This is a genomic window from Paracoccus sp. KKT209 (assembly GCF_055635455.1).
Genome location: NZ_CM145758.1, coordinates 1,877,689 through 1,897,095, shown reverse-complemented (window position 1 = coordinate 1,897,095; position 19,407 = coordinate 1,877,689). Strand labels below are relative to the sequence as shown.

Genomic DNA, 19,407 nt, shown 5'->3' with positions numbered 1-19,407 from the left:
GCGTTCCATCCCTTGCGGCTGACCTTGCCGGTTACTAAGACTCTGTCAACCTATCGCGGCTAAGACAGGGGTTCAGGCCCGGACGAATCGCGGGGACAGGGACAGACAGCAAGGACAGAAGATGAGCGATCCGGCAGAATTCTACATGAACACCCTCGTTCCCATGGTGGTCGAACAGACCTCGCGTGGGGAACGGGCCTATGACATCTTCTCGCGGCTGCTGAAGGAACGGATCATCTTCGTCTCGGGCCCGGTCCATGACGGGATGTCCACGCTGATCTGCGCCCAGCTGCTGTTCCTGGAGGCGGAGAACCCGTCCAAGGATATCAGCATGTACATCAACAGCCCCGGCGGCGTCGTGACCTCGGGCCTGTCGATCTATGACACGATGCAGTACATCCGCCCCCGCGTCTCGACGCTGGTGGTGGGGCAGGCGGCCTCCATGGGGTCGCTGCTGCTGGCCGCGGGGGAAAAGGGACTGCGCTACTCGCTGCCCAACAGCCGCGTGATGGTCCACCAGCCCTCGGGCGGATACCAGGGCCAGGCGACCGATATCCTGATCCATGCGCGCGAAACCGAGAAGCTGAAGCGCCGCCTCAACGAGATCTACGTGAACCATACCGGCCGCACCCTGGACGAGGTCGAACAGGCGCTGGAGCGCGACCGCTTCATGGGTCCGGACGAGGCACAGGAATGGGGCCTGATCGACGAGGTGCTGAAGCCGCGCGGCAAGGCGGAACCCGAGAAGAAATAGCCCCGTTGGGGATTGTGACGGACCCGGCGGGCTCGTAACATGACTGAACTGCTCGGGGCGGCCGATCCGCCTCGGGAGATCCGAAGATGCGACGTGCGGTCAGGTGCCCGCCGTCGCCCGCAGCGCAGGACGTGCGGCGGTAGTGAAGGAAATGGACGATGGCCAACCAGTCCGGCGGCGACAGCAAGAACACGCTCTATTGCAGCTTCTGCGGCAAGAGCCAGCACGAGGTCCGCAAGCTCATTGCAGGACCGACCGTGTTCATCTGCGATGAATGCGTCGAACTGTGCATGGACATCATCCGCGAGGAAACCAAGACGAGCGGCCTGAAATCCGGCGATGGCGTGCCGACCCCGCGCGAGATCTGCGGCGTGCTGGACGATTACGTGATCGGTCAGGAGCACGCCAAGCGGGTTCTGTCGGTCGCGGTGCACAACCACTACAAGCGCCTCAACCACGGATCCAAGACCGATATCGAGCTGGCCAAGTCGAACATCCTGCTGATCGGCCCCACCGGTTGCGGCAAGACGCTGCTGGCCCAGACCCTGGCGCGGATCCTGGATGTGCCATTCACGATGGCCGATGCCACCACCCTGACCGAGGCCGGCTATGTCGGCGAGGATGTCGAGAACATCATCCTCAAGCTGCTGCAGGCCAGCGAATACAACGTGGAACGCGCGCAGCGCGGCATCGTCTATATCGACGAGGTCGACAAGATCACGCGCAAGTCCGACAACCCCTCGATCACCCGCGACGTGTCGGGCGAGGGCGTGCAGCAGGCCCTGCTGAAGATCATGGAGGGCACGGTTGCCAGCGTTCCGCCCCAAGGGGGTCGCAAGCATCCGCAGCAGGAATTCCTGCAGGTGGACACGACCAACATCCTGTTCATCTGCGGGGGCGCCTTCGCGGGTCTCGACCGGATCATCTCGCAGCGCAACAAGGGCACCGCGATGGGCTTTGGCGCCAGCGTCAAGGAGAACAGCGACAAGGGCGTCGGCGAGACGTTCAAGGAGCTTGAGCCCGAGGACCTGTTGAAGTTCGGCCTGATCCCGGAATTCGTCGGCCGCCTGCCGGTGATCGCCACGCTGACTGATCTGGACGAGGAAGCGCTGATCATCATTCTGACCAAGCCGAAGAACGCCCTGGTCAAGCAGTATCAGCGCCTGTTCGATCTGGAAGGCGTGCAACTGACCTTCACCGAGGACGCGCTGACCGCCATCGCCAAGCGCGCTATCAAGCGCAAGACAGGTGCCCGTGGTCTGCGGTCCATCATGGAAGAGATCCTGCTGGACACCATGTTCGAGCTTCCCGGCCTGGACAGCGTCGAGGAGGTCGTGGTGAACGAGGATGCGGTCGAGAACGCCTCGGTCAAGCCGCTGCTGATCCATACGGATGCCAAGAAGGGCAGCGCCTCGGCCGGTTAAGCCGGGAATGATGCTGCGCCGTGTCATCGGGTCCGGTCTTCCAAGGCTGGACCCGTGCGCCAATCTGGTGCATATCCTCGAAGAAATCTGATCGATGAGGGCCTGTCGATGTCGTTCCTGCTGCGCAGCTTGACCTGGTGGAACAGCCAGACGCTCAACACCCAGTTCTGGACCTGGCGCAATGGCGTGAAGGTTGGTGAAGATGGTGCGGGAAACCTGTTCTATCAGTCCAAGGACGGCGCGCGCCGCTGGGTGATCTACAAGGCCGAGGCAGAGGCCAGCCAGATCAGCCCCGAATGGCACGGCTGGCTGCACCACACCTGGAACGAACCCCCGACTGAGGCCCCGCTGCCGCACAAGGTCTGGGAAAAGCCTCACAAGCCGAACCTGACCGGGACGTCCGAAGCCTATGTTCCGGCCGGGTCGCTGAACCGCGTGCAGCCTGTCGCTCGACGCGACTACGATGCATGGCAGCCTGAATAACATGGCCGTTGCCGGCGGGCACCATGGCGAAGCCCGGGCCGAACTCTGGGCCGGTGCGCTGGTTCTGGCTGTTGCTGTTGGGTTCCTGACTTGGGCGGCCAAAGGTGATTGGTCGGGAACCGGGGGCTATCAGGTCACGGCCTCATTTCCGGACGTGGACGGCGTCAGCGTCGGGACCGAAGTGCGTTTGGCCGGGGTCAAGATCGGGCGCGTCAGCGATGTCCAGCTGAACCCTCAGACCTATATGGCAGATGCGGTGCTGCAGATCCCGGACGGGATCCTGCTGCCCGCCGACAGCGCCGCCTTGATCCAGTCGGACGGCCTGCTGGGCGGCGCCTATATCCAGCTGCAACCTGGCGGCAGTCCTGACAATCTGGCCCCCGGCGACGAGATCGAGGATGTGCAAGGGGCGGTCAGTCTGCTGCAACTGATGCTCAAGTTCGTGGACAGCCAGTCCCAGGACAAGGAACCATGAACGCGCGCACCCTTCGCGCGCTGCTCTGTGTGTTCGTCCTTGCCGTGCCGGCGGCGGCCCAAGACACGCTACGCGCCGGCGGGGCGCTGCTGAGAGGTCTCGACAAGGTTTCAGGGCGCACGACCGACCTGCCGCTGCGCGTGGGTGAGGCATTGCGCTATGGGCGGCTGGAACTGCGCCTGGGGGAATGCCGTTTTCCGGCGGGGGACCAGAGTTCTGACGCCTTTGCCCAACTCACGATCACCGATCTGCGCCAGAACACCACCATCTTCAGCGGCTGGATGATCGCCAGCGCTCCGGCGCTGTCGGCCCTGGACGACGCGCGCTATGACGTGTGGGTCATGGCCTGCCAAAGCTGAAGGTCGGAGGCCAGCGGATGTGCAGTGAAATCCGCCTTTCTGCGGAGCGCCCGCGACAGGCTTTGCCGATAGACCGCCCGCGTCACCTCGACTCCGCCCATCCGCGCCAGATGGGGTGTCAGGAACTGCGTGTCGAAAAGGGTGAAGCCGCAGCGCGCAAGGTGATCCGAAGCCCATAATAGCGCCATCTTGGAACCGCTGGTGCGCGCCGAGACCATGGATTCGCCGAAGAACGCAGAGCCTAGCGTCACCCCAAAGATTCCGCCGGCAAATCGGCCGTCGTGGCGGACCTCGATGGCATGCGCATGACCCGCGACATGCAGCTGGGTATAAAGGTCGGACAGTTCGGCATTGATCCAGGTGGTCCCGCGATCCGCGCAGGCCGCCACCACGGCGCAAAAATCGCCGTCCAGATGCGCGGACCAGTCGCCCCGCCTCAGGTCCCGCAGCAGGGAGCGCGATGCGTGGACGCCACCCACGGGGATGACACCCCGCAGCTGCGGATCAAACCAGTAGAGCCGGTCGTCATCCGCGCTTTCGGCCATGGGAAAGACCCCGCGCGCATAGCCGGTCAGCAATTGCGCGGGGCTCAACACCGGCGCCTCAGGCGTAATGGCTGTCCAGCCAACGCTCCAGCCAGTGGATCGAGTAGGTCCCCGACTGGATGTCGGGCTCGTCCAGCAGCGCCCGGAACAGAGGCACGGTGGTGTCCACCCCGTCGACGATCAGTTCGCCCAGGGCGCGCGACAGGCGCGCCAGCGCCTCGTCACGGTCGCGGCCATGCACGATCAGCTTGCCGATCAGGCTGTCGTAATAGGGCGGGATCGAATAGCCCTGATACAGCGCCGAATCCATCCGGACCCCAAGGCCGCCGGGGGCGTGGTACTGGGTGATCTTGCCCGGGCAGGGTGAAAAGTTCGGGACCTTTTCGGCGTTGATCCGCACCTCGATCGAATGGCCGTTGATCACCAGGTCTTCCTGGTGGAACTCCATCGGCAGGCCGGCGGCCACGCGGATCTGCTGGCGGACCAGGTCGACGCCGAAGATCGCCTCGGTGACCGGATGTTCGACCTGCAGGCGGGTGTTCATCTCGATGAAGTAGAACTCTCCGTCCTCGTAGAGGAATTCGATCGTGCCGGCCCCGGCATAGCCGATCTTGGCCACGGCATCGGCGCAGACCTTGCCGATGCGGGCGCGCTCCTCGGCGGTGATGACGGGCCCGGGCGCCTCCTCCAGCACCTTCTGGTGGCGGCGCTGCAGCGAACAGTCGCGTTCGCCCAGATGAACCGCGCGGCCCTTGCCGTCGCCAAAGACCTGGATCTCGATGTGGCGGGGACGCTGCAGGTATTTCTCGATATAGACGTCGGGGTTGCCGAAGGCGGCCTTGGCTTCGGCGCGCGCGGTGCGGAACGCGACCTCCAGGCCCGTCTCGTCCTGGGCGACCTTCATGCCGCGCCCGCCGCCACCCGCCGTGGCCTTGATGATGACCGGATAGCCGATCGCGGCCGCCACACGCTTGGCCTCGTCAACCTCGTTCACGCCGCCGTCGCTGCCGGGCACGCAGGGGACGCCAAGCGCCTTCATCGTGTCCTTGGCGGTGATCTTGTCGCCCATGATGCGGATATGTTCCGCGCGCGGGCCGATGAAGGTGATGTCGTGATCTTCCAGCATCTGAACGAAGCCGGCGTTCTCGGACAGGAAGCCATAGCCCGGATGGATCGCCTGCGCGCCCGTGATCTCGCAGGCCGAGATCAGCGCGGGCATCGAGAGATAGCTTTGCGCGGACGAGGGCGGGCCGATGCAAACCGATTCGTCGGCCATGCGGACATGCATCGCATCGGCATCGGCGGTCGAATGGACGGCGACCGAGGCAATGCCCATCTCGCGGCAGGCCCGGATCACGCGCAGCGCGATCTCGCCCCGGTTGGCGATGAGGATCTTGTCGAACATGGGCTTACTCGACGATCATCAGGGGCGAACCGAATTCGACCGGATTGCCGTCCTCGACCAGGATGCGACGGACGGTGCCGGCGCGCGGGGCGGGGATGTGGTTCATGGTCTTCATCGCCTCGACGATCATCAGCGTGTCGCCCTCGGCCACGGTCGCGCCGACGGTGACGAAGGGCGCGGCACCGGGCTCGGCCGACAGATAGGCCGTGCCCACCATGGGCGAGGTGACAGCCCCCGGCAGGCTGGCCGGATCTTCGCTCAGCGCAGGGACGGACGCGGCGGCAGGCGCGGATGCGGCGGCAGGAGCCTGGGCGGCGGGGGCGGCCATCGCGGCAGGGGCCTGGGCATAGACGACCTGCTTGCCCTGCTTGGACAGGCTGACGGTCAGGCGGTCATGTTCGCCATATTCCCGCTTGACCGAGATCTCGTTCAACTCGCTGTCGTTCAGCAGCTGGGCCAGCGACTGGATGAAGGCCACGTCGCCGTCGTGATGCTTGCCGGGGTTGGATTCGTTGCTCATGCCGTCCTCTGAGATCTTCTTGTCGGGCCGCGTGCGGGCGCGGCGATTGCAGGGCTTATAGCCTTTCCGGCGGCCCGAGGGGAAGGGTCTGGCGCGCAGGCGGGGCGCCCGCGCGGTTATTCCGGGCGCGATGCCTTTTCCTGCAGCCCCGAGATGCCCTCGCGGCGCGCAAGCTCGGCCTCCACATCGGCCAGCGACACGTCGCGGGCGGCCAGCATGACCAGCAGATGGAACAGGACATCGGCCGCCTCGGAGGTCAGCTTGGCCCGGTCGCCCTTGACGGCCTCGATGATGGCTTCGATGGCCTCCTCGCCAAACTTTTCGGCGCACTTTTCGGGACCCTTGGCCAGCAGCTTTGCGGTCCAGCTGCTGTCGGGATCGGCCGACTTGCGGGACTCGACCGTGGCGGCAAGACGGGTCAGCGCGCTCATGTCAGCCTCATCGGGATGCCGGCGGCGGCCATATGGGCCTTGGCCTCGGCGATGGTATGGGTGCCGAAATGAAAGATCGAGGCGGCCAGCACGGCGCTGGCATGGCCCTCTGTCACGCCCTCGACCAGATGATCCAGCGTTCCCACGCCGCCCGATGCGATGACCGGCACGCTGACCGCATCAGCGATCGCGCGCGTCAGCGGCAGGTTGAAGCCCGCGCGCGTCCCGTCCCGATCCATGGAGGTCAGCAGGATCTCTCCGGCGCCCTTGGCCTCGACGGTGCGGGCGAATTCGACGGCGTCGATGCCGGTCGACTTGCGCCCGCCATGGGTGAAAATCTCCCAGCGGCCATCGGCCACGGTCTTGGCGTCGATGGCCACGACGATGCACTGGCTGCCAAAGCGGTCGGCGGCGGCGGCCACGACATCGGGGTCCGCGACCGCGGCCGAATTGAAGCTGACCTTGTCGGCCCCCGCCAGCAGCAGCGCGCGCACGTCATTGTGGCTGCGCACGCCGCCGCCCACCGTCAGCGGCACAAAGCACTGTTCGGCCGTGCGCGTGACCAGGTCGAACATGGTGCCGCGGTTCTCGTGGGTGGCGTGGATGTCCAGAAAGCAGATCTCGTCCGCGCCGGCCGCGTCATAGGCGCGGGCAGCCTCGACCGGGTCGCCGGCATCGATCAGGTCCACGAAATTGACACCTTTCACGACGCGGCCATCGGCCACGTCGAGGCAGGGGATGATGCGGGTCTTGAGCATCGGATGCGCCTTTTCTGGGGCTTTTGGGGTCTTCTAGCGCAGGCCCGGCCACGGGGCCAGAGCGTGCAGGCCGGATCAGGCCAGCGCGGCCAGGGCTTCGCGCAGATCCAGCGCCCCGTCGTACAGCGCCCGCCCTGAGATCGCGCCCGCGATGACGCGCGTGTCGGCCAAGGCCTGCAGGTCGGCCAGCGAAGCGACACCGCCCGAGGCGATCACCGGGATCGAGACGGCGCGTGCCAGCGCTTCGGTGGCGGTGACGTTCGGCCCGCCCATCGCGCCGTCGCGGTCGATGTCGGTATAGATGATGGCCGTGACGCCCGCGTCCTGGAAGCGGCGGGCCAGGTCGGTTGCCGTGATGTCGGTCTCGGTCGCCCAGCCCCGCGTCGCGACCCGCCCGGCCCGCGCATCGATGCCCACGGCGATCCGGCCCGGAAAGGCCGCGGCGGCCTCGTGCACCAGGTCGGGGTTCTCGACCGCGACGGTGCCCAGGATGACCCGCGTCAGGCCCCGGTCCAGCCAGCTTTCGATCGTCGCCATGTCGCGGATGCCCCCACCCAGCTGCGCCGGGATGTCGATAGACTTCAGGATCGCCTCGACCGCGCCGGCATTGACGGGCTTGCCTTCGAAGGCGCCGTTCAGGTCCACCAGGTGCAGCCATTCGGCCCCGGCGTCCTGAAAGGCCCGGGCCTGGGCCGCGGGGTCGGTGCCAAAGACCGTCGCAGCCTCCATGTCGCCGCGCAGCAGGCGCACGCAATTGCCGTCCTTGAGGTCGATGGCGGGGTAGAGGATCATGTCACGCGCTCCGGCTGCTGGCAGTTGGGCCTCCTTTGCCACGGGGGGTGCGCCCGCGTAAAGGGACCTCACGTCATGCTTGCCGGGGCCGGAGCCGCGCGCGCAATGTGGCGCCATCCTGAGGAGGAGCGTTCATGCGTCACATCATTCTTGCCGCCGTGCTGGGCCTTGCCGCGGGTGCGGCCGCGGCCGACCCGATCGAGGGGGTCTGGCAGACCCAGCCTGACGAGGGCAGCTTTGCCCATGTCACCGTCGCGCCCTGCGGCGGGGCCTTTTGCGGCACCATCACCCGGACCTTCAAGGACCAGGCGGAATACAAGTCGCCGAACCTGGGCCGCCAGATCGTCATCGACATGGCACCCAAGGGCGGCGGCAACTATCAGGGCCGTGTCTGGCGTCCGTCGAATGACAAGGTCTATGCCGGCAAGGCCAGCGTCTCGGGCCAGCAGATGAGCCTGTCGGGCTGCGTGGCAGGCGGGCTTGTGTGCAAGAGCCAGACCTGGGTCAGGGTCCAGTAACAGCCGGACGGACGAAAAGGGGGCCGCGCCGGTATGCGCGGCCCCTGGTCATTCGGCGGCCTGCTGCGGGCGCCATTCCGACACGCAGGGGATCTTGTCGCGATCGCAGCGGTCGGCATATTTGCGGGCGATTTCCTGAACCTCGGCCAAAAGGCCGTCCTCCAGCTTGATCGGCTGCAGGCCCATTCCCAGGAAGCTGTCGTTGACGACGTGCAGGTCGTTCTCGTCGGCTTCCTTGCGGGGATTGCGCAGATGGGCGATTTCCGCCCCCGTCTGGTCGGCGATCATCCGGGCCAGATCGCGGACGCGGTGTGTCTCGGTCATCTGGTTCAGGATCTGGACCCGGTCGCCCGCAGCCGGCGGGTTCAGCAGGGCCAGCTCGATGCAGCGGCAGGTGTCCTGGATATGGATGAAGGCGCGCGTCTGGCCCCCGGTGCCATGTACCGTCAGCGGATAGTTGACCGCCGCCTGCATCAGGAAGCGGTTCAGCACCGTGCCGTAGTCGCCGTCATAGTCGAACCGGTTGATCAGCCGGTCGTCCAGCCGCGTCTCCTCGGTCTGGGTGCCCCAGACGATGCCCTGGTGCAGGTCGGTGATCCGGACGCCGTCGTTCTTGTTGTAATAGAAGAAGAACAGCTGATCCTGCGTCTTGGTCATGTGATAGATCGAGCCGGGATTGGCGGGATAGAGGATCTCCTGCCGGTGCGGACCGCTTTCTGTCTCGACCAGCACGTCCAGATAGCCTTCGGGGATCTTCATGCCCGCAGTGCCATAGCCATAGACGCCCATTGTTCCCAGATGCACCAGGTGGATGTCCTGGCCGGATTCGACGATGGCGGCCAGCACGTCATTCGTGGCGTTCAGGTTGTTGTTGACGGTATAGCGCTTGTGCCAGCTGGATTTCATCGAATAAGGAGCGGCCCGCTGTTCGGCAAAATGGATGACCGCGTCCGGGCGTTCCTGCTGCAGCAGCGTCAGCAGGCGGTGATAGTGCTGGCCGACGGTAAAGTTCTCGACGCGGATCTCGTGTCCGGTCAGGTCCTGCCAGGCGCGGACCCGTTCGCCCAAGGGACGGATGGGGGTCAGCGAGGTGACCTCCAGCTCGACGTCGATCTTGCGGCGGGACAGGTTGTCCACGATCACCACGTCATGCCCGCGGGCCGACAGGTGAAGGGCGGTGGGCCATCCGCAAAAACCGTCTCCGCCCAATACGATGATCTTCATGCTATGCCTTTTGGAAGGGTTCCAGCGTCGAAGGTGGTGTAATGCGGCAGACCCCGGCATGCCAGCACCTGTTTCACAGACGACATGAAAACGTCATCAGGGCGCTCAGCCCGAGATCGTCTGCTGCATGTTGGCCATGTGAACCTCGATCGCCTCTTCCAGATCGGCATAGAAGGTCAGCTTGCCGTTTTCCAGGACCGCGCCCGCGTCGCAATTCGTCCGCAGCATGCCCATCGAATGGGCCACCACGATCGCGCCCGCATTGGCCATCCGTTCCTTGAAGACGCGGTTCGACTTGGCCTTGAAGGCGGCGTCGCCCACTGCCGAGACCTCGTCCACCAGATAGGTGTCGAAGGGCACGGCCATCGACAGCCCAAAGGCCAGCCGCGACTTCATGCCCGAGGAATAGCTGCGCAGCGGCAGGCGGAAGTGGTCGCCCAGCTCCGCGAAATCCTCCACGAAATACAGGAGTTCATCGGTGTCGACGCCATAGACGCGCGCCACGAAGCGGCAGTTCTGCTCGCCGGTCAATTCGCCGTTGAAGGATCCGGCGAAACCGACCGGCCAGCTGATCGTGCCGGTCGACAGGATCTTGCCCGAGGTCGGCAGCATCGCTCCCGAGATCATCCGCAGCAGCGAGGACTTTCCCGCCCCGTTGCGACCCAGAAGCGCGATCGACATGCCCGAGGGAAAGGTGGCGTTGATGTTGTCGGCCACCACCTTGTGGCGGCCGTTCAGCGTGTAGGTCTTGCAGAGATTGTGAAGGTGGATCATCGCCGGTCGCGAAGGCTGTAGAAGATCAGGCTGCCGATGATCCAGAGCAGCGACAGGAACAGCGAGATCATCAAAAGCAGCTTGGCGCGCTGCGGGAACTCGGCCGCCTGGGCCAGCGTCGGTCGGATATAGGCTGCCAGATAGCGCGACTGCCGGACCGCCTCGGCGCGCGCCGTCTCATAGCTGGCAAGGGCAGCGGTATAGCTGGTCTCGGCGAACTGGCGATCGACGGCCAGGATCTCGTACTGCCCGACCACGTCCGACAGGGCGGCCTCGGTGCTGTTCGAGCCGAACTTCTGGCGCTCGGCCTCGATCTGCTCGCGGATCACCTCGATGCGCAGTTCGGTCTGGCTGATCCGCGGGTCATTGGGCTGGGCATTGGCGCGCAGGAGGCCAAGCGAGACCAGCTGTTCCGCCAGCTGCTGCTGCAGCGAGGTCACGACCCCGATCTGCCCCTGGACATCGGCGACCGGGTCGACCAGCTGATATCGGTTGCGGAACTCGGTCACCGCCTGCCGGGCCTCCCGCAGGCGTTCCTGCGCGCGCTCCAGCTCGTCGCGCGAATAGCGCAGGGAGTCCTCGCGCGCGATGTCGTTCAACTGGTTGATCAGAAGGCCACCTTCTTCCATGATGGCCTTGGCGATGTTCTGGGCGTCCAGCGGATCAAAGGCCAGCACGCGCAGGTCGATCATCCCGGTGTCGTAGTAGATCCTGACCTTGCGTTCCCATTCCGCGACCAGATCCTCCAGCGAGGCGTCTCCGCGATAGCTGAAGATCGGATCGCCCGGCGCCTTGGACCAGATGGCCCTCAGGTCCAGCCGGGCGTTCACCCGCTCGACCAAGTCGCGGCTCTGGATGAACTTGAACAGGATGTCCGTGTCCGAGGTGGAACTGGACGTCACCCCGACAAGCGAGCCGAGGCCGCCCAGCATGTCCGCCGGACTGGGCGCGGATTCGCTGCGCACGGAAAAGCCGACATAGGACGCATACTGATCCTCGGCCTTGGCATAGAGGTAATAGGCCGACACCAGGATCGGGATCAGGACCACCAGCACAAAGCTGATCGCCATGCCATAATGGCGGCGTTCCAGCTTGGCGGCGCTGGCGGGCGGCAGCACCGGGTGCTGCATCGACGCGTCGATGATCTGCTGCGACTTCAGTTGACGCGCCTTCATACCGGCGGCTCCGGGCTTCTTGGGGCGCGGGGCGGGCTGTCGGGTCGGTTGCGGGGTCGTCGTGATCTGGCCCGTCTTCGCGGGCTGCTCGGATGCCGGCTCGGCCGGTGGCTGGGTCTGCGATGAGGGTATCTGGTCGTGGGCGGACATGCGCTTACCCCGCCTGTCTTGTTGATCTCTTGCCGGCACTCATACATAAGCGCGATGAACAGTTCCAGCGCCGATCCCTGCAAGGATCTGCCAGCAGAAGGCGCCCCCGCGGCGCGGTCCGATGTCCCAGATGCCCCAACCTTCCGCCCCCCAGCCCGCTCCGCTGCCGCAGCGGCGCGGCCCGGCCCCCGACCGCAAGCTCAAGGAAGTGCGCAAGCACCGCAGCTTTGCCAGCCTCAGGGCGATCGGTGCCCTGATCCTGCGCGAGATGCAGACCAGCCACGGGCGATCCTCGGGCGGGTACTTCTGGGCGATCGCCGAGCCGGTGGGCGGGGTCATTCTGCTGACGCTGATCTTTTCGGCGGGGTTCCGGACGCCGCCGATGGGCACGACCTTCGCGATGTTCTATGCGACGGGGGTCGTGCCGTTCATGGCCTACCTCGACATCTCGAACAAGGTGGCGGGCTCGATCCGTTACTCCTCAGCGCTTCTGGCCTATCCGGCGGTCACCTTCGTGGATGCGCTGCTGGCGCGGATCGCCTTCGGGGCGGTCACGCAGATCATGGTCGCCTTCCTGATCTTCACCAGCATCTCGTTTTTCATGGAGACGCGCACCGACCCCCAGTTTGACCTGATCGTCATCGGTGTGGCCATGGCCATCACCGTGGGGTCGGCCATGGGGGTGATGAACTCCTTCCTCTTCGAGACGATCAGCTGGTGGCAGCCCATGTGGAGCATCCTGATGCGCCCGCTGTTCATCCTCTCCTGCGTGTTCTTCATCTTTGACGATATCCCGCAGCCCTACCAGGACTGGCTGTGGTGGAACCCGCTGGTGCATTTGGTCGGCCAGATGCGCCGCGCCTTCTATCCCAGCTATGGCGGCGAATATGTCAGCTATGTCTATGTCTTCGGCCTCAGCCTGACCCTGTTTGCCCTGGGGCTGGCCCTGCTGGTCCGCTATCACCGCGATCTGCAGAACAGCTAAGGTCCGGCGCGGCGCTCAGCCGCGCGGATCGATCAGCCGGGCCAGCACGGCCTCGCGCGTGATGCGCCCGCCACCTTCGACCGGAACGGCGGATCGCCCCGAGAGCATCTCCATGACCGCCCGCACCGGCAGATCCCGGGGGATGGGCTGGCCCTCGGCCTCTCCGGCCTCGACGACATCCTCCGCGGTCAGAACCCCAAGCGGGTTCATATGCGCTACGAAATCCGCGACATAGCCGTTCACCGGGTTGGCGATGATCTGCCGCGCCGTGCCGATCTGGACGATCCGGCCGCCCTCCATCAGCGCGATCCTGTTGCCCAGCTTGAAGGCTTCGTCCAGGTCGTGGCTGACGAAGATGATGGTGCGGCCGGTCTTGGCCTGCAACTCCAGCAACTCGTCCTGCAGCCGGGCGCGGATCAGCGGGTCCAGCGCGCTGAAGGGCTCGTCCATCAGCAGGATCGGCGCCTCGGTCGCAAAGGCGCGGGCCAGGCCGACGCGCTGCTGCATGCCTCCCGACAGTTCTCCCACCTTGCGGTCGGCCCATTCGGACAGTCCCACCGTCTCGAGGTGGCGGTCGACCTTGTCGCGGCGCTCGGCGGGCGACATGCCCGCAAGCTCCAGGCCCAGCCCGACATTCTCGCGCACGCTGCGCCAGGGCAGCAGGCCGAACTGCTGGAACACCATGGCCACGCTGCTCAGCCGGATGTCGCGCAACGCCCGGCGGCCGGCGCCGGTCACGCTGACCATCTGCTCGCCGCGCCGGATGCGGACCTCGCCCCGGCAGACGTCGTTCAGCGCGTTCACGGCCCGCAGCAGGGTGGACTTGCCCGAACCGGACAGGCCCATCAGCACCAGGATCTCGCCTTCGGCAACGTTCAGGCTGCAGTCATGGACCCCCAGCACCTGGCCGGTCTCCATCTTGATGGGACCCCGCTCCAGCCCCTCGTCCATCAGGGGCAGGGCGCGGTCGGGGTGGTCGCCGAATACGATGCAGACCCGGTCGAATTCGACGGCATTGCGTTCAGCGGTCATTTGCGGCTCTCCATGCGCAGCATCCGGTCCAGAAGAATGGCGACGACGACGATCACGAAGCCCGATTCGAACCCCAGCGAGGTGTTCACGCTGTTCAGCGCCCGGACGACCGGAACCCCCAGGCCCGAGGCACCGACCAGGGCGGCGATGACGACCATTGACAGCGACAGCATGATGGTCTGGTTCAGGCCCGCCATGATCTGCGGCAGGGCGCTTGGCAATTCGACCTTCCACAGCAGCTGCCGCGGCGTGGCGCCAAAGGCGGTCGCCGCCTCGACCAGTGCGGGCGGGGTCGAGGCGATGCCCAGTTGCGTCAGCCGAATCGGGGCGGGCAGAACGAAGATCACCGTCGCCAGCAGGCCCGGCACCATCCCGATGCCGAAGAAGACAATCGCCGGGATCAGGTAGACGAAGGTCGGCAGCGTCTGCATCAGGTCCAGGACCGGCCGCATCCAGGCATAAAGGCGCGGACGGTGGGCGGCGGCGATGCCGATGGGCACGCCCACCGCCATGCAGACGATGCAGGCGGACAGCACCAGCGTCAGCGACTGGAGCGTCTCGCTCCAGTAGCCCTGGTTCAGGATGAACAGAAGGCCCGCCGCCACGAGCAGGCAGGTCGACAGCCGCCGCTGCAGCGCATAGGTCAGCGCGACCGCCAGCGCGATGAACAGGAAGGGATGGGGCGCCTCAAGCGCCGCAAGCACGGCCCCGATCAGCGCCTCCATCGCCACCGAGATCGCGTCAAAGACCGCCCCCGCATTCGCGTTCAGCCAGTCGAACACAGTCTTTGCCGTGCGTCCGACCGGTATCTTGTTGTCCGTGACCCATTCGGTCATCTGTTCCATTGCCGTTCCCCTGCTGTCCCGAACCGTCGCCAAGGCGGGGTCGCGCCCCCCGCCGCAGCGATCAGCGTTGCAGCGCCTCGTTCAGCGCCGCCTGCGGATCATTTCCATCGACCGTCGTCACATCGACCAGCCAGGGCGTGGCCGCATCGGGGTTGTCCTTCAGCCAGGCCTGGGCGGCGGCCAGCGGCTCCATCCCGTCGTTCAGGATCAGACCCATCACCTCGTTCTCCATCGGCAGCGTGAATTCCAGGTTCTGCAGGAACTTGCCGACATTCGGGCATTCCTCGACATAGCCGGCGCGGGTGTTCGTGCGCACCTCGGCCCCGCCCAGGTTGGGGCCGAAGACCTCGTCGCCGCCGGTCAGGTAGGTCATCTGGAACTGCGCGTTCATCGGATGCGGCTCCCAGCCCAGGAAGACCACCGGCTGGTCGCGGCCATCGGCGCGGCTGACCTGCGCCAGCATCCCCTGTTCGCTGGATTCGACCACCTCGAAGGTGCCCAGGCCGAACTTGTCCATCGCCACCATCTCCAGCAGCAGGCGGTTGCCGTCATTGCCGGGCTCGATGGCATAGATCTTGCCGTCCAGAGCCTCCTTGTGCTCGGCGATCTTGGTGAAGTCGTCGATGCCCAGATCGGCCCCGGCCTGATTGGTGGCCAAAGTGTATTTGGCGCCGGTCAGGTTCGTGCGGACCGTATCCACCGTCCCCGCGTCGCGATAGGGCGCGAAATCGGCCTCCATCGTGGGCATCCAGTTGCCCAGGAAGACGTCGACATCGTCGGTCGACAGGGCGGTGTAGGTCACCGGCACCGACAGGATGCGGGTCTCGGTCTCGTAGCCTAGCGACTGCAAGACGATCGAGGCAAGGGCCGTGGTGGCCGTGATGTCCGACCAGCCGACATCCGAGAAGACCACGCTGCGGCACTCTTCGGGTTCGGCCGCGGCGGCGGGCAGGCTGGCGGCGGCGCTGATCGCAAGCGATGCGACGATGCGGGAAAGGGTCATTTTGGGACTCCCTGTTCTTGATTGGTTGATCAATTAAAGATACATGATAAGCATAAAGCAACCGTTTTCTTGAGAGCGCAGGTGCCGTCATGCCGAAACTTGGGGCCGAGCCTATTCGAAAGGCTGCACTAATCAACGCCGCGATCCAGGAAGTGGGTCGTGCAGGGTCGCTGGATGTGACGGTTGCGCAGATTGCCAAGCGCGCCGGCATGTCCCCGGCGCTGGCGCATCACTATTTCGGCTCCAAGGAGCAGATATTCCTGGCCGCGATGCGCTTCATCCTGCGCAACTATGGTGATTCGGTGCGCGAGGTCCTGCGGGGCGACGACGGCCGCGCGCGGCTGGACGGCATCGTCCGCGCCAACTTTGCGCCGCAGAACTTCCAGCGCGAGACGGTCAGCGCCTGGCTGAACTTCTATGCCCTGGCGCTGGTGAACCCGAATGCCGGGCGGCTGCTGCGCGTCTATCACCGCCGCCTGCGGTCGAACCTGATCTTTTCGCTGCGCGGCCTGACCGGGCAGCCCGAACGAATCGCCGACACGCTCGGGGCGCTGATTGACGGCGTCTATCTGCGCGCCGTCCTGACGCCGGGGCCGACCGATGCCGATGCGGCGCTGACCATCATCCAGACCTATCTCGAAGAGGCGCTTGCATGACCCAGAACCCAGAGTTTTCGGCCCAACCCCGGGCCAGCCTCTTTATCGGCGGCCAGCATGTCGAAGGGCAGGGTGCCGAACTTGCCGTGCGCTATGCCTATACCGGCGCGACGATCGCCAGCCTGCGGGAAGCCACGCCCCAGCAGGTGGCCGAGGCCTGCGCCGTCGCGCGTCAGGCGCAGCCCGGATGGGCAGCGCTGGCGCCGGTCGAGCGCGGCCGGATCCTTGCTCGTGCCGCCGCGCTGATCTTGGAGCGCAACGGGGACTTGGCCCGCCTGGAGACGCTGGATACCGGCAAGCCGATCCAGGAGACGCTGGTAGCCGACTGGCCGTCGGGGGCCGCTGCGCTGGAATATTTCGCGGGCCTGGCGGCGACGCTGACCGGGCAGATGATCCCCCTTGGCACGGACTGGGCCTATACGCGGCGCGAGCCCCTGGGGGTCTGCGCGGGCATCGGAGCCTGGAACTATCCCAGCCAGATCGCCTGCTGGAAGGCTGCCCCGGCCCTGGTCATGGGCAACACGATGGTCTTCAAGCCATCCGAGGAAACGCCGCTAGGGGCTTTGAAACTGGCGGAAATCTTTCTTGAGGCCGGCATGCCGCCGGGCGTCTTCAACGTGGTGCAGGGCCGCGGAGAGGTGGGCGCCGCGCTGGTCACCGACCCGAATGTCGCCAAGGTGTCGCTGACCGGGTCGGTGCCCACCGGGCGCCGCGTCTATGCCGCCGCGGCCCAAGGCATGCGCCACGTCACGATGGAACTGGGCGGCAAGTCGCCGCTGATCGTCTTTGATGACGCCAATCTGGAAGACGCGGTCGGCGCCGCGATCCTGGCGAACTTCTACAGCTCGGGTCAGATCTGCTCGAACGGCACGCGGGTCTTCCTGCAGGAGGGCATCAAGGAGGATTTCCTGGCCCGGATGGCCGAGCGCCTGGCATCCGTCCGGATGGGGGATCCGCTGGACCCCCTGACGAATCACGGCCCGGTCATCAACCAGACGCAGGCGGACAAGATCCGCGCCGCCATCCGGGCCGGTCAGGCGGTCGGCGCCCGGCTGGTCTGCGGTGGAGAGGGCGAGGGGGCCTTTGTCCCGCCCACGGTCTTTGCCGATGCCACCGACGACATGGCCATTGCGACGGACGAGATCTTTGGCCCCGTCATGACGGTGCTGAGCTTCCGGGAGGAAGACGAGGCGATCGAACGTGCCAACAACACCGGCTTTGGTTTGGCCGCCGGCGTCTTTACCCAGGACCTGACCCGCGCCCATCGGGTCACCGCCCGGCTGGAGGCCGGGACATGCTGGATCAACACCTACAACCTGACCCCGGTGGAGATGCCCTTTGGCGGGGTCAAGCTGTCGGGCCTGGGCCGAGAGAATTCGGCCGCCGCGATCGAGCATTATTCGCAGCTGAAATCCGTCTATGTCGGAATGGGAGGCGTGGATGCGCCCTATTGAACCGCCGCGCGGCGCCGCGCCCGCCGATTACGTCATCATCGGCGCGGGCAGCGCCGGCTGCGCGCTGGCCTATCGGCTGACCGAGGCCGGGCGCAGCGTCACCCTGATCGAATTCGGCGGCAGCGACATCGGCCCCTTCATCCAGATGCCGGGCGCGCTGTCCTATCCGATGAACATGTCGCGCTATGACTGGGGCTTCTCCAGCCAGCCCGAGCCGCATCTGGGCAGCCGGCGGCTGGTCACCCCGCGCGGCAAGGTCATCGGGGGGTCGTCCTCGATCAACGGCATGGTTTTCGTGCGCGGCAATCCGATGGACTACCAGCACTGGGCCGAGAGCGGTGCAGCGGGCTGGGACTATGCGGGCGTGCTGCCCTATTTCAAGCGGATGGAGACCTGGCACGGCGATCCGACCGGGGCCAAAATCTCGCCCTGGCGTGGCACGGACGGGCCGCTGCACATCACGCGGGGCAAGCGCAAGAACCCGCTGTTCAACACCTTCATCCAGGCAGGCCAGCAGGCCGGCTGGCCCCGGACCGACGACTATAACGGCGAACAGCAGGAGGGCTTTGGCCCGATGGAGGCCACCATCTGGAAGGGCCGCCGCTGGTCGGCCGCCAACGCCTATCTTCGTCCGGCGAAGAAATCCGGGCTTCTGACCGTGGTCCATGGGCTGGCGCAGCGCATCCTGTTTCAAGGAAACCGCGCCTACGGTGTTGAAATCCTGCGCAAGGGTCGTGCGGAGGTGCTGGAGGCCAAGCGCGAGGTCATCGTTTCGGCCAGCACGATCAACACGCCCAAGCTGCTGATGCTGTCGGGCATCGGTCCTGCCGATCACCTGCGCCAGCACGGCATCACGCCCATCGCCGACAGGCCCGGCGTCGGGGCCAACCTCCAGGATCACCTGGAGGTCTACATGCAGTACAAGTCGCTGAAGCCGATCACGCTCTATACCTATTACAATCTTCTGGGCAAAGGCAGGGTCGGGGTCGAGTGGCTGTTGCAGAAGACGGGCCTGGGTGCGTCGAACCAATTCGAAAGCTGCGGCTTCATCCGCTCCTCCGATGCGGTGGATTATCCCGACATCCAGTATCACTTCCTGCCGCTGGCGGTGCGCTATGACGGCAAAGCCGCGGCCAAGGGACACGGCTTCCAGGCCCATGTCGGCCCGATGCGGTCGAAATCGCGCGGCACGGTCCGCCTCACCAGCGCCGATGCCGCCGCCGCGCCCGAGATCCGCTTCAACTACATGTCGCACGAGGATGACTGGGCCGAGTTCCGGGCCTGCGTCCGGCACACCCGTCGCATCTTTGACCAGCCCGCCTTTGCCCCCTATCGCGGAGAGGAGATCCAGCCCGGCGACGCGCTGCAGACCGACGAGCAGATCGACGGCTTCATCCGCGAGCATGCCGAATCGGCCTATCACCCCTGCGGCAGCGCGCGCATGGGCGCGGCCAGTGACCCGATGGCGGTGGTGGACCCCGAACTGCGCGTGATCGGGGTCGAGGGGCTGCGTGTCGCGGACAGTTCGATCTTTCCGCGGATCACGAACGGCAATCTCAACGGCCCGTCGATCATGACGGGCGAAAAGGCGGCCGATCATATCCTGGGCCGTCAGATGCTGCGGGAAGACCCCGCAGCCTGACAG

The 19,407-nt window shown here is 65.8% G+C and carries 22 protein-coding genes; 10 read left to right on the top strand and 12 right to left on the bottom strand.

Features of this window, described 5'->3' with window-relative positions; translation table 11 throughout:
* The first annotated feature begins 121 nt into the window (after positions 1-121).
* The 5 genes from ACZ2G3_RS09515 to ACZ2G3_RS09495 all read left to right on the top strand — a co-directional run bounded on the left by ACZ2G3_RS09515 (position 122) and on the right by ACZ2G3_RS09495 (position 3,495).
* On the top strand, positions 122-754 hold the full coding sequence (locus ACZ2G3_RS09515; RefSeq protein ID WP_419268116.1) for an ATP-dependent Clp protease proteolytic subunit: 633 nt from the start codon (positions 122-124) through the stop codon (positions 752-754).
* A gap of 158 nt (positions 755-912) precedes the next feature.
* Complete coding sequence (clpX, locus tag ACZ2G3_RS09510; RefSeq protein WP_419268117.1) at positions 913-2,178, top strand: ATP-dependent Clp protease ATP-binding subunit ClpX; 1,266 nt, start codon at positions 913-915, stop codon at positions 2,176-2,178.
* Positions 2,179-2,286: 108 nt separating this feature from the next.
* On the top strand, positions 2,287-2,661 hold the full coding sequence (locus ACZ2G3_RS09505) for an NADH:ubiquinone oxidoreductase subunit NDUFA12 (RefSeq protein ID WP_419268118.1): 375 nt from the start codon (positions 2,287-2,289) through the stop codon (positions 2,659-2,661).
* A 1-nt stretch (position 2,662) separates the two neighbouring features.
* Positions 2,663-3,136 (top strand): outer membrane lipid asymmetry maintenance protein MlaD, encoded by a 474-nt coding sequence (gene mlaD / locus ACZ2G3_RS09500; protein ID WP_470395578.1) that lies wholly within the window; start codon positions 2,663-2,665, stop codon positions 3,134-3,136.
* Positions 3,133-3,495: a DUF2155 domain-containing protein gene (locus ACZ2G3_RS09495; RefSeq protein WP_470395576.1), complete on the top strand. Its 363-nt coding sequence runs from the start codon at positions 3,133-3,135 to the stop codon at positions 3,493-3,495. Before mlaD ends, ACZ2G3_RS09495 begins: the two co-directional genes overlap by 4 nt.
* Here ACZ2G3_RS09495 and aat read toward each other — a convergent pair.
* From aat to hisA, 6 genes are all read right to left on the bottom strand, one after another.
* Positions 3,462-4,040, bottom strand: a complete 579-nt coding sequence (gene aat / locus ACZ2G3_RS09490) for a leucyl/phenylalanyl-tRNA--protein transferase (protein WP_470399099.1) — start codon at positions 4,038-4,040, stop codon at positions 3,462-3,464. The genes ACZ2G3_RS09495 and aat overlap by 34 nt on opposite strands.
* 58 nt (positions 4,041-4,098) lie before the next feature.
* Positions 4,099-5,445 (bottom strand): acetyl-CoA carboxylase biotin carboxylase subunit, encoded by a 1,347-nt coding sequence (accC, locus tag ACZ2G3_RS09485; RefSeq protein ID WP_470395574.1) that lies wholly within the window; start codon positions 5,443-5,445, stop codon positions 4,099-4,101.
* A gap of 4 nt (positions 5,446-5,449) precedes the next feature.
* Positions 5,450-5,965: an acetyl-CoA carboxylase biotin carboxyl carrier protein gene (gene accB, locus ACZ2G3_RS09480; RefSeq protein WP_470395572.1), complete on the bottom strand. Its 516-nt coding sequence runs from the start codon at positions 5,963-5,965 to the stop codon at positions 5,450-5,452.
* Between the two features lie 116 nt (positions 5,966-6,081).
* Positions 6,082-6,396 carry a phosphoribosyl-ATP diphosphatase gene (locus ACZ2G3_RS09475; RefSeq protein WP_470395570.1) on the bottom strand — a complete coding sequence of 105 codons (315 nt, stop codon included), beginning with the start codon at positions 6,394-6,396 and terminating at the stop codon, positions 6,082-6,084.
* Complete coding sequence (gene hisF / locus ACZ2G3_RS09470; RefSeq protein ID WP_470395568.1) at positions 6,393-7,154, bottom strand: imidazole glycerol phosphate synthase subunit HisF; 762 nt, start codon at positions 7,152-7,154, stop codon at positions 6,393-6,395. Before hisF ends, ACZ2G3_RS09475 begins: the two co-directional genes overlap by 4 nt.
* 75 nt (positions 7,155-7,229) lie before the next feature.
* Positions 7,230-7,946 (bottom strand): 1-(5-phosphoribosyl)-5-[(5-phosphoribosylamino)methylideneamino]imidazole-4-carboxamide isomerase, encoded by a 717-nt coding sequence (gene hisA, locus ACZ2G3_RS09465; RefSeq protein WP_470395566.1) that lies wholly within the window; start codon positions 7,944-7,946, stop codon positions 7,230-7,232.
* A 134-nt stretch (positions 7,947-8,080) separates the two neighbouring features.
* Here hisA and ACZ2G3_RS09460 point away from each other — a divergent pair, with 134 nt between their 5' ends.
* A complete protein-coding gene (locus ACZ2G3_RS09460; RefSeq protein WP_419268127.1) occupies positions 8,081-8,464 on the top strand; it encodes a DUF2147 domain-containing protein in 384 nt (127 codons plus the stop codon).
* Between the two features lie 48 nt (positions 8,465-8,512).
* Here ACZ2G3_RS09460 and ACZ2G3_RS09455 read toward each other — a convergent pair whose 3' ends face one another.
* From ACZ2G3_RS09455 to ACZ2G3_RS09445, 3 genes are all read right to left on the bottom strand, one after another.
* Positions 8,513-9,688 (bottom strand): NAD-dependent epimerase/dehydratase family protein, encoded by a 1,176-nt coding sequence (locus ACZ2G3_RS09455; RefSeq protein ID WP_419268128.1) that lies wholly within the window; start codon positions 9,686-9,688, stop codon positions 8,513-8,515.
* 105 nt (positions 9,689-9,793) lie between these two features.
* Complete coding sequence (locus tag ACZ2G3_RS09450; protein WP_419268129.1) at positions 9,794-10,462, bottom strand: ABC transporter ATP-binding protein; 669 nt, start codon at positions 10,460-10,462, stop codon at positions 9,794-9,796.
* A complete protein-coding gene (locus ACZ2G3_RS09445) occupies positions 10,459-11,787 on the bottom strand; it encodes a KpsE/RkpR family capsule polysaccharide export protein (protein ID WP_470395563.1) in 1,329 nt (442 codons plus the stop codon). Before ACZ2G3_RS09445 ends, ACZ2G3_RS09450 begins: the two co-directional genes overlap by 4 nt.
* A gap of 130 nt (positions 11,788-11,917) precedes the next feature.
* On the opposite strand from ACZ2G3_RS09445, the gene ACZ2G3_RS09440 reads away from it, so the two are divergent.
* On the top strand, positions 11,918-12,772 hold the full coding sequence (locus tag ACZ2G3_RS09440; RefSeq protein WP_470395561.1) for an ABC transporter permease: 855 nt from the start codon (positions 11,918-11,920) through the stop codon (positions 12,770-12,772).
* Between the two features lie 15 nt (positions 12,773-12,787).
* Here ACZ2G3_RS09440 and choV read toward each other — a convergent pair whose 3' ends face one another.
* The 3 genes from choV to choX form a co-directional block, all read right to left on the bottom strand.
* Entirely contained in the window at positions 12,788-13,804 is a 1,017-nt protein-coding gene (choV, locus tag ACZ2G3_RS09435; protein ID WP_470395559.1) for a choline ABC transporter ATP-binding protein, read from the bottom strand.
* On the bottom strand, positions 13,801-14,649 hold the full coding sequence (choW, locus tag ACZ2G3_RS09430; RefSeq protein WP_419268133.1) for a choline ABC transporter permease subunit: 849 nt from the start codon (positions 14,647-14,649) through the stop codon (positions 13,801-13,803). Before choW ends, choV begins: the two co-directional genes overlap by 4 nt.
* Positions 14,650-14,710: 61 nt before the next feature.
* On the bottom strand, positions 14,711-15,652 hold the full coding sequence (gene choX / locus ACZ2G3_RS09425; protein ID WP_470395557.1) for a choline ABC transporter substrate-binding protein: 942 nt from the start codon (positions 15,650-15,652) through the stop codon (positions 14,711-14,713).
* A gap of 89 nt (positions 15,653-15,741) precedes the next feature.
* Here choX and betI point away from each other — a divergent pair, with 89 nt between their 5' ends.
* From betI to betA, 3 genes are read left to right on the top strand one after another with little or no spacing between them, the layout of a single operon-like run.
* Positions 15,742-16,308: a choline-binding transcriptional repressor BetI gene (gene betI, locus ACZ2G3_RS09420; RefSeq protein WP_470395556.1), complete on the top strand. Its 567-nt coding sequence runs from the start codon at positions 15,742-15,744 to the stop codon at positions 16,306-16,308.
* Positions 16,305-17,762: a betaine-aldehyde dehydrogenase gene (gene betB / locus ACZ2G3_RS09415; protein WP_470395554.1), complete on the top strand. Its 1,458-nt coding sequence runs from the start codon at positions 16,305-16,307 to the stop codon at positions 17,760-17,762. The genes betI and betB overlap by 4 nt, the downstream gene beginning before the upstream one ends.
* Entirely contained in the window at positions 17,749-19,404 is a 1,656-nt protein-coding gene (gene betA, locus ACZ2G3_RS09410; RefSeq protein ID WP_470395552.1) for a choline dehydrogenase, read from the top strand. The genes betB and betA overlap by 14 nt, the downstream gene beginning before the upstream one ends.
* The last annotated feature ends 3 nt before the right edge of the window (positions 19,405-19,407 follow it).

Coding starts and splice junctions, on each gene's coding strand:
- ACZ2G3_RS09475 (WP_470395570.1), bottom strand. CDS start 6,396: ATGAGCGCGCTGACCCGTCTTGCCGCCACGGTCGAGTCCCGCAAGTCG.
- clpX (WP_419268117.1), top strand. CDS start 913: ATGGCCAACCAGTCCGGCGGCGACAGCAAGAACACGCTCTATTGCAGC.
- ACZ2G3_RS09445 (WP_470395563.1), bottom strand. CDS start 11,787: ATGTCCGCCCACGACCAGATACCCTCATCGCAGACCCAGCCACCGGCC.
- choV (WP_470395559.1), bottom strand. CDS start 13,804: ATGACCGCTGAACGCAATGCCGTCGAATTCGACCGGGTCTGCATCGTA.
- betB (WP_470395554.1), top strand. CDS start 16,305: ATGACCCAGAACCCAGAGTTTTCGGCCCAACCCCGGGCCAGCCTCTTT.
- ACZ2G3_RS09455 (WP_419268128.1), bottom strand. CDS start 9,688: ATGAAGATCATCGTATTGGGCGGAGACGGTTTTTGCGGATGGCCCACC.
- ACZ2G3_RS09505 (WP_419268118.1), top strand. CDS start 2,287: ATGTCGTTCCTGCTGCGCAGCTTGACCTGGTGGAACAGCCAGACGCTC.
- accC (WP_470395574.1), bottom strand. CDS start 5,445: ATGTTCGACAAGATCCTCATCGCCAACCGGGGCGAGATCGCGCTGCGC.
- aat (WP_470399099.1), bottom strand. CDS start 4,040: ATGGCCGAAAGCGCGGATGACGACCGGCTCTACTGGTTTGATCCGCAG.
- ACZ2G3_RS09440 (WP_470395561.1), top strand. CDS start 11,918: ATGCCCCAACCTTCCGCCCCCCAGCCCGCTCCGCTGCCGCAGCGGCGC.
- hisF (WP_470395568.1), bottom strand. CDS start 7,154: ATGCTCAAGACCCGCATCATCCCCTGCCTCGACGTGGCCGATGGCCGC.
- accB (WP_470395572.1), bottom strand. CDS start 5,965: ATGAGCAACGAATCCAACCCCGGCAAGCATCACGACGGCGACGTGGCC.
- ACZ2G3_RS09450 (WP_419268129.1), bottom strand. CDS start 10,462: ATGATCCACCTTCACAATCTCTGCAAGACCTACACGCTGAACGGCCGC.
- ACZ2G3_RS09515 (WP_419268116.1), top strand. CDS start 122: ATGAGCGATCCGGCAGAATTCTACATGAACACCCTCGTTCCCATGGTG.
- betA (WP_470395552.1), top strand. CDS start 17,749: ATGCGCCCTATTGAACCGCCGCGCGGCGCCGCGCCCGCCGATTACGTC.
- betI (WP_470395556.1), top strand. CDS start 15,742: ATGCCGAAACTTGGGGCCGAGCCTATTCGAAAGGCTGCACTAATCAAC.
- choX (WP_470395557.1), bottom strand. CDS start 15,652: ATGACCCTTTCCCGCATCGTCGCATCGCTTGCGATCAGCGCCGCCGCC.
- choW (WP_419268133.1), bottom strand. CDS start 14,649: ATGGAACAGATGACCGAATGGGTCACGGACAACAAGATACCGGTCGGA.
- ACZ2G3_RS09495 (WP_470395576.1), top strand. CDS start 3,133: ATGAACGCGCGCACCCTTCGCGCGCTGCTCTGTGTGTTCGTCCTTGCC.
- mlaD (WP_470395578.1), top strand. CDS start 2,663: ATGGCCGTTGCCGGCGGGCACCATGGCGAAGCCCGGGCCGAACTCTGG.
- hisA (WP_470395566.1), bottom strand. CDS start 7,946: ATGATCCTCTACCCCGCCATCGACCTCAAGGACGGCAATTGCGTGCGC.
- ACZ2G3_RS09460 (WP_419268127.1), top strand. CDS start 8,081: ATGCGTCACATCATTCTTGCCGCCGTGCTGGGCCTTGCCGCGGGTGCG.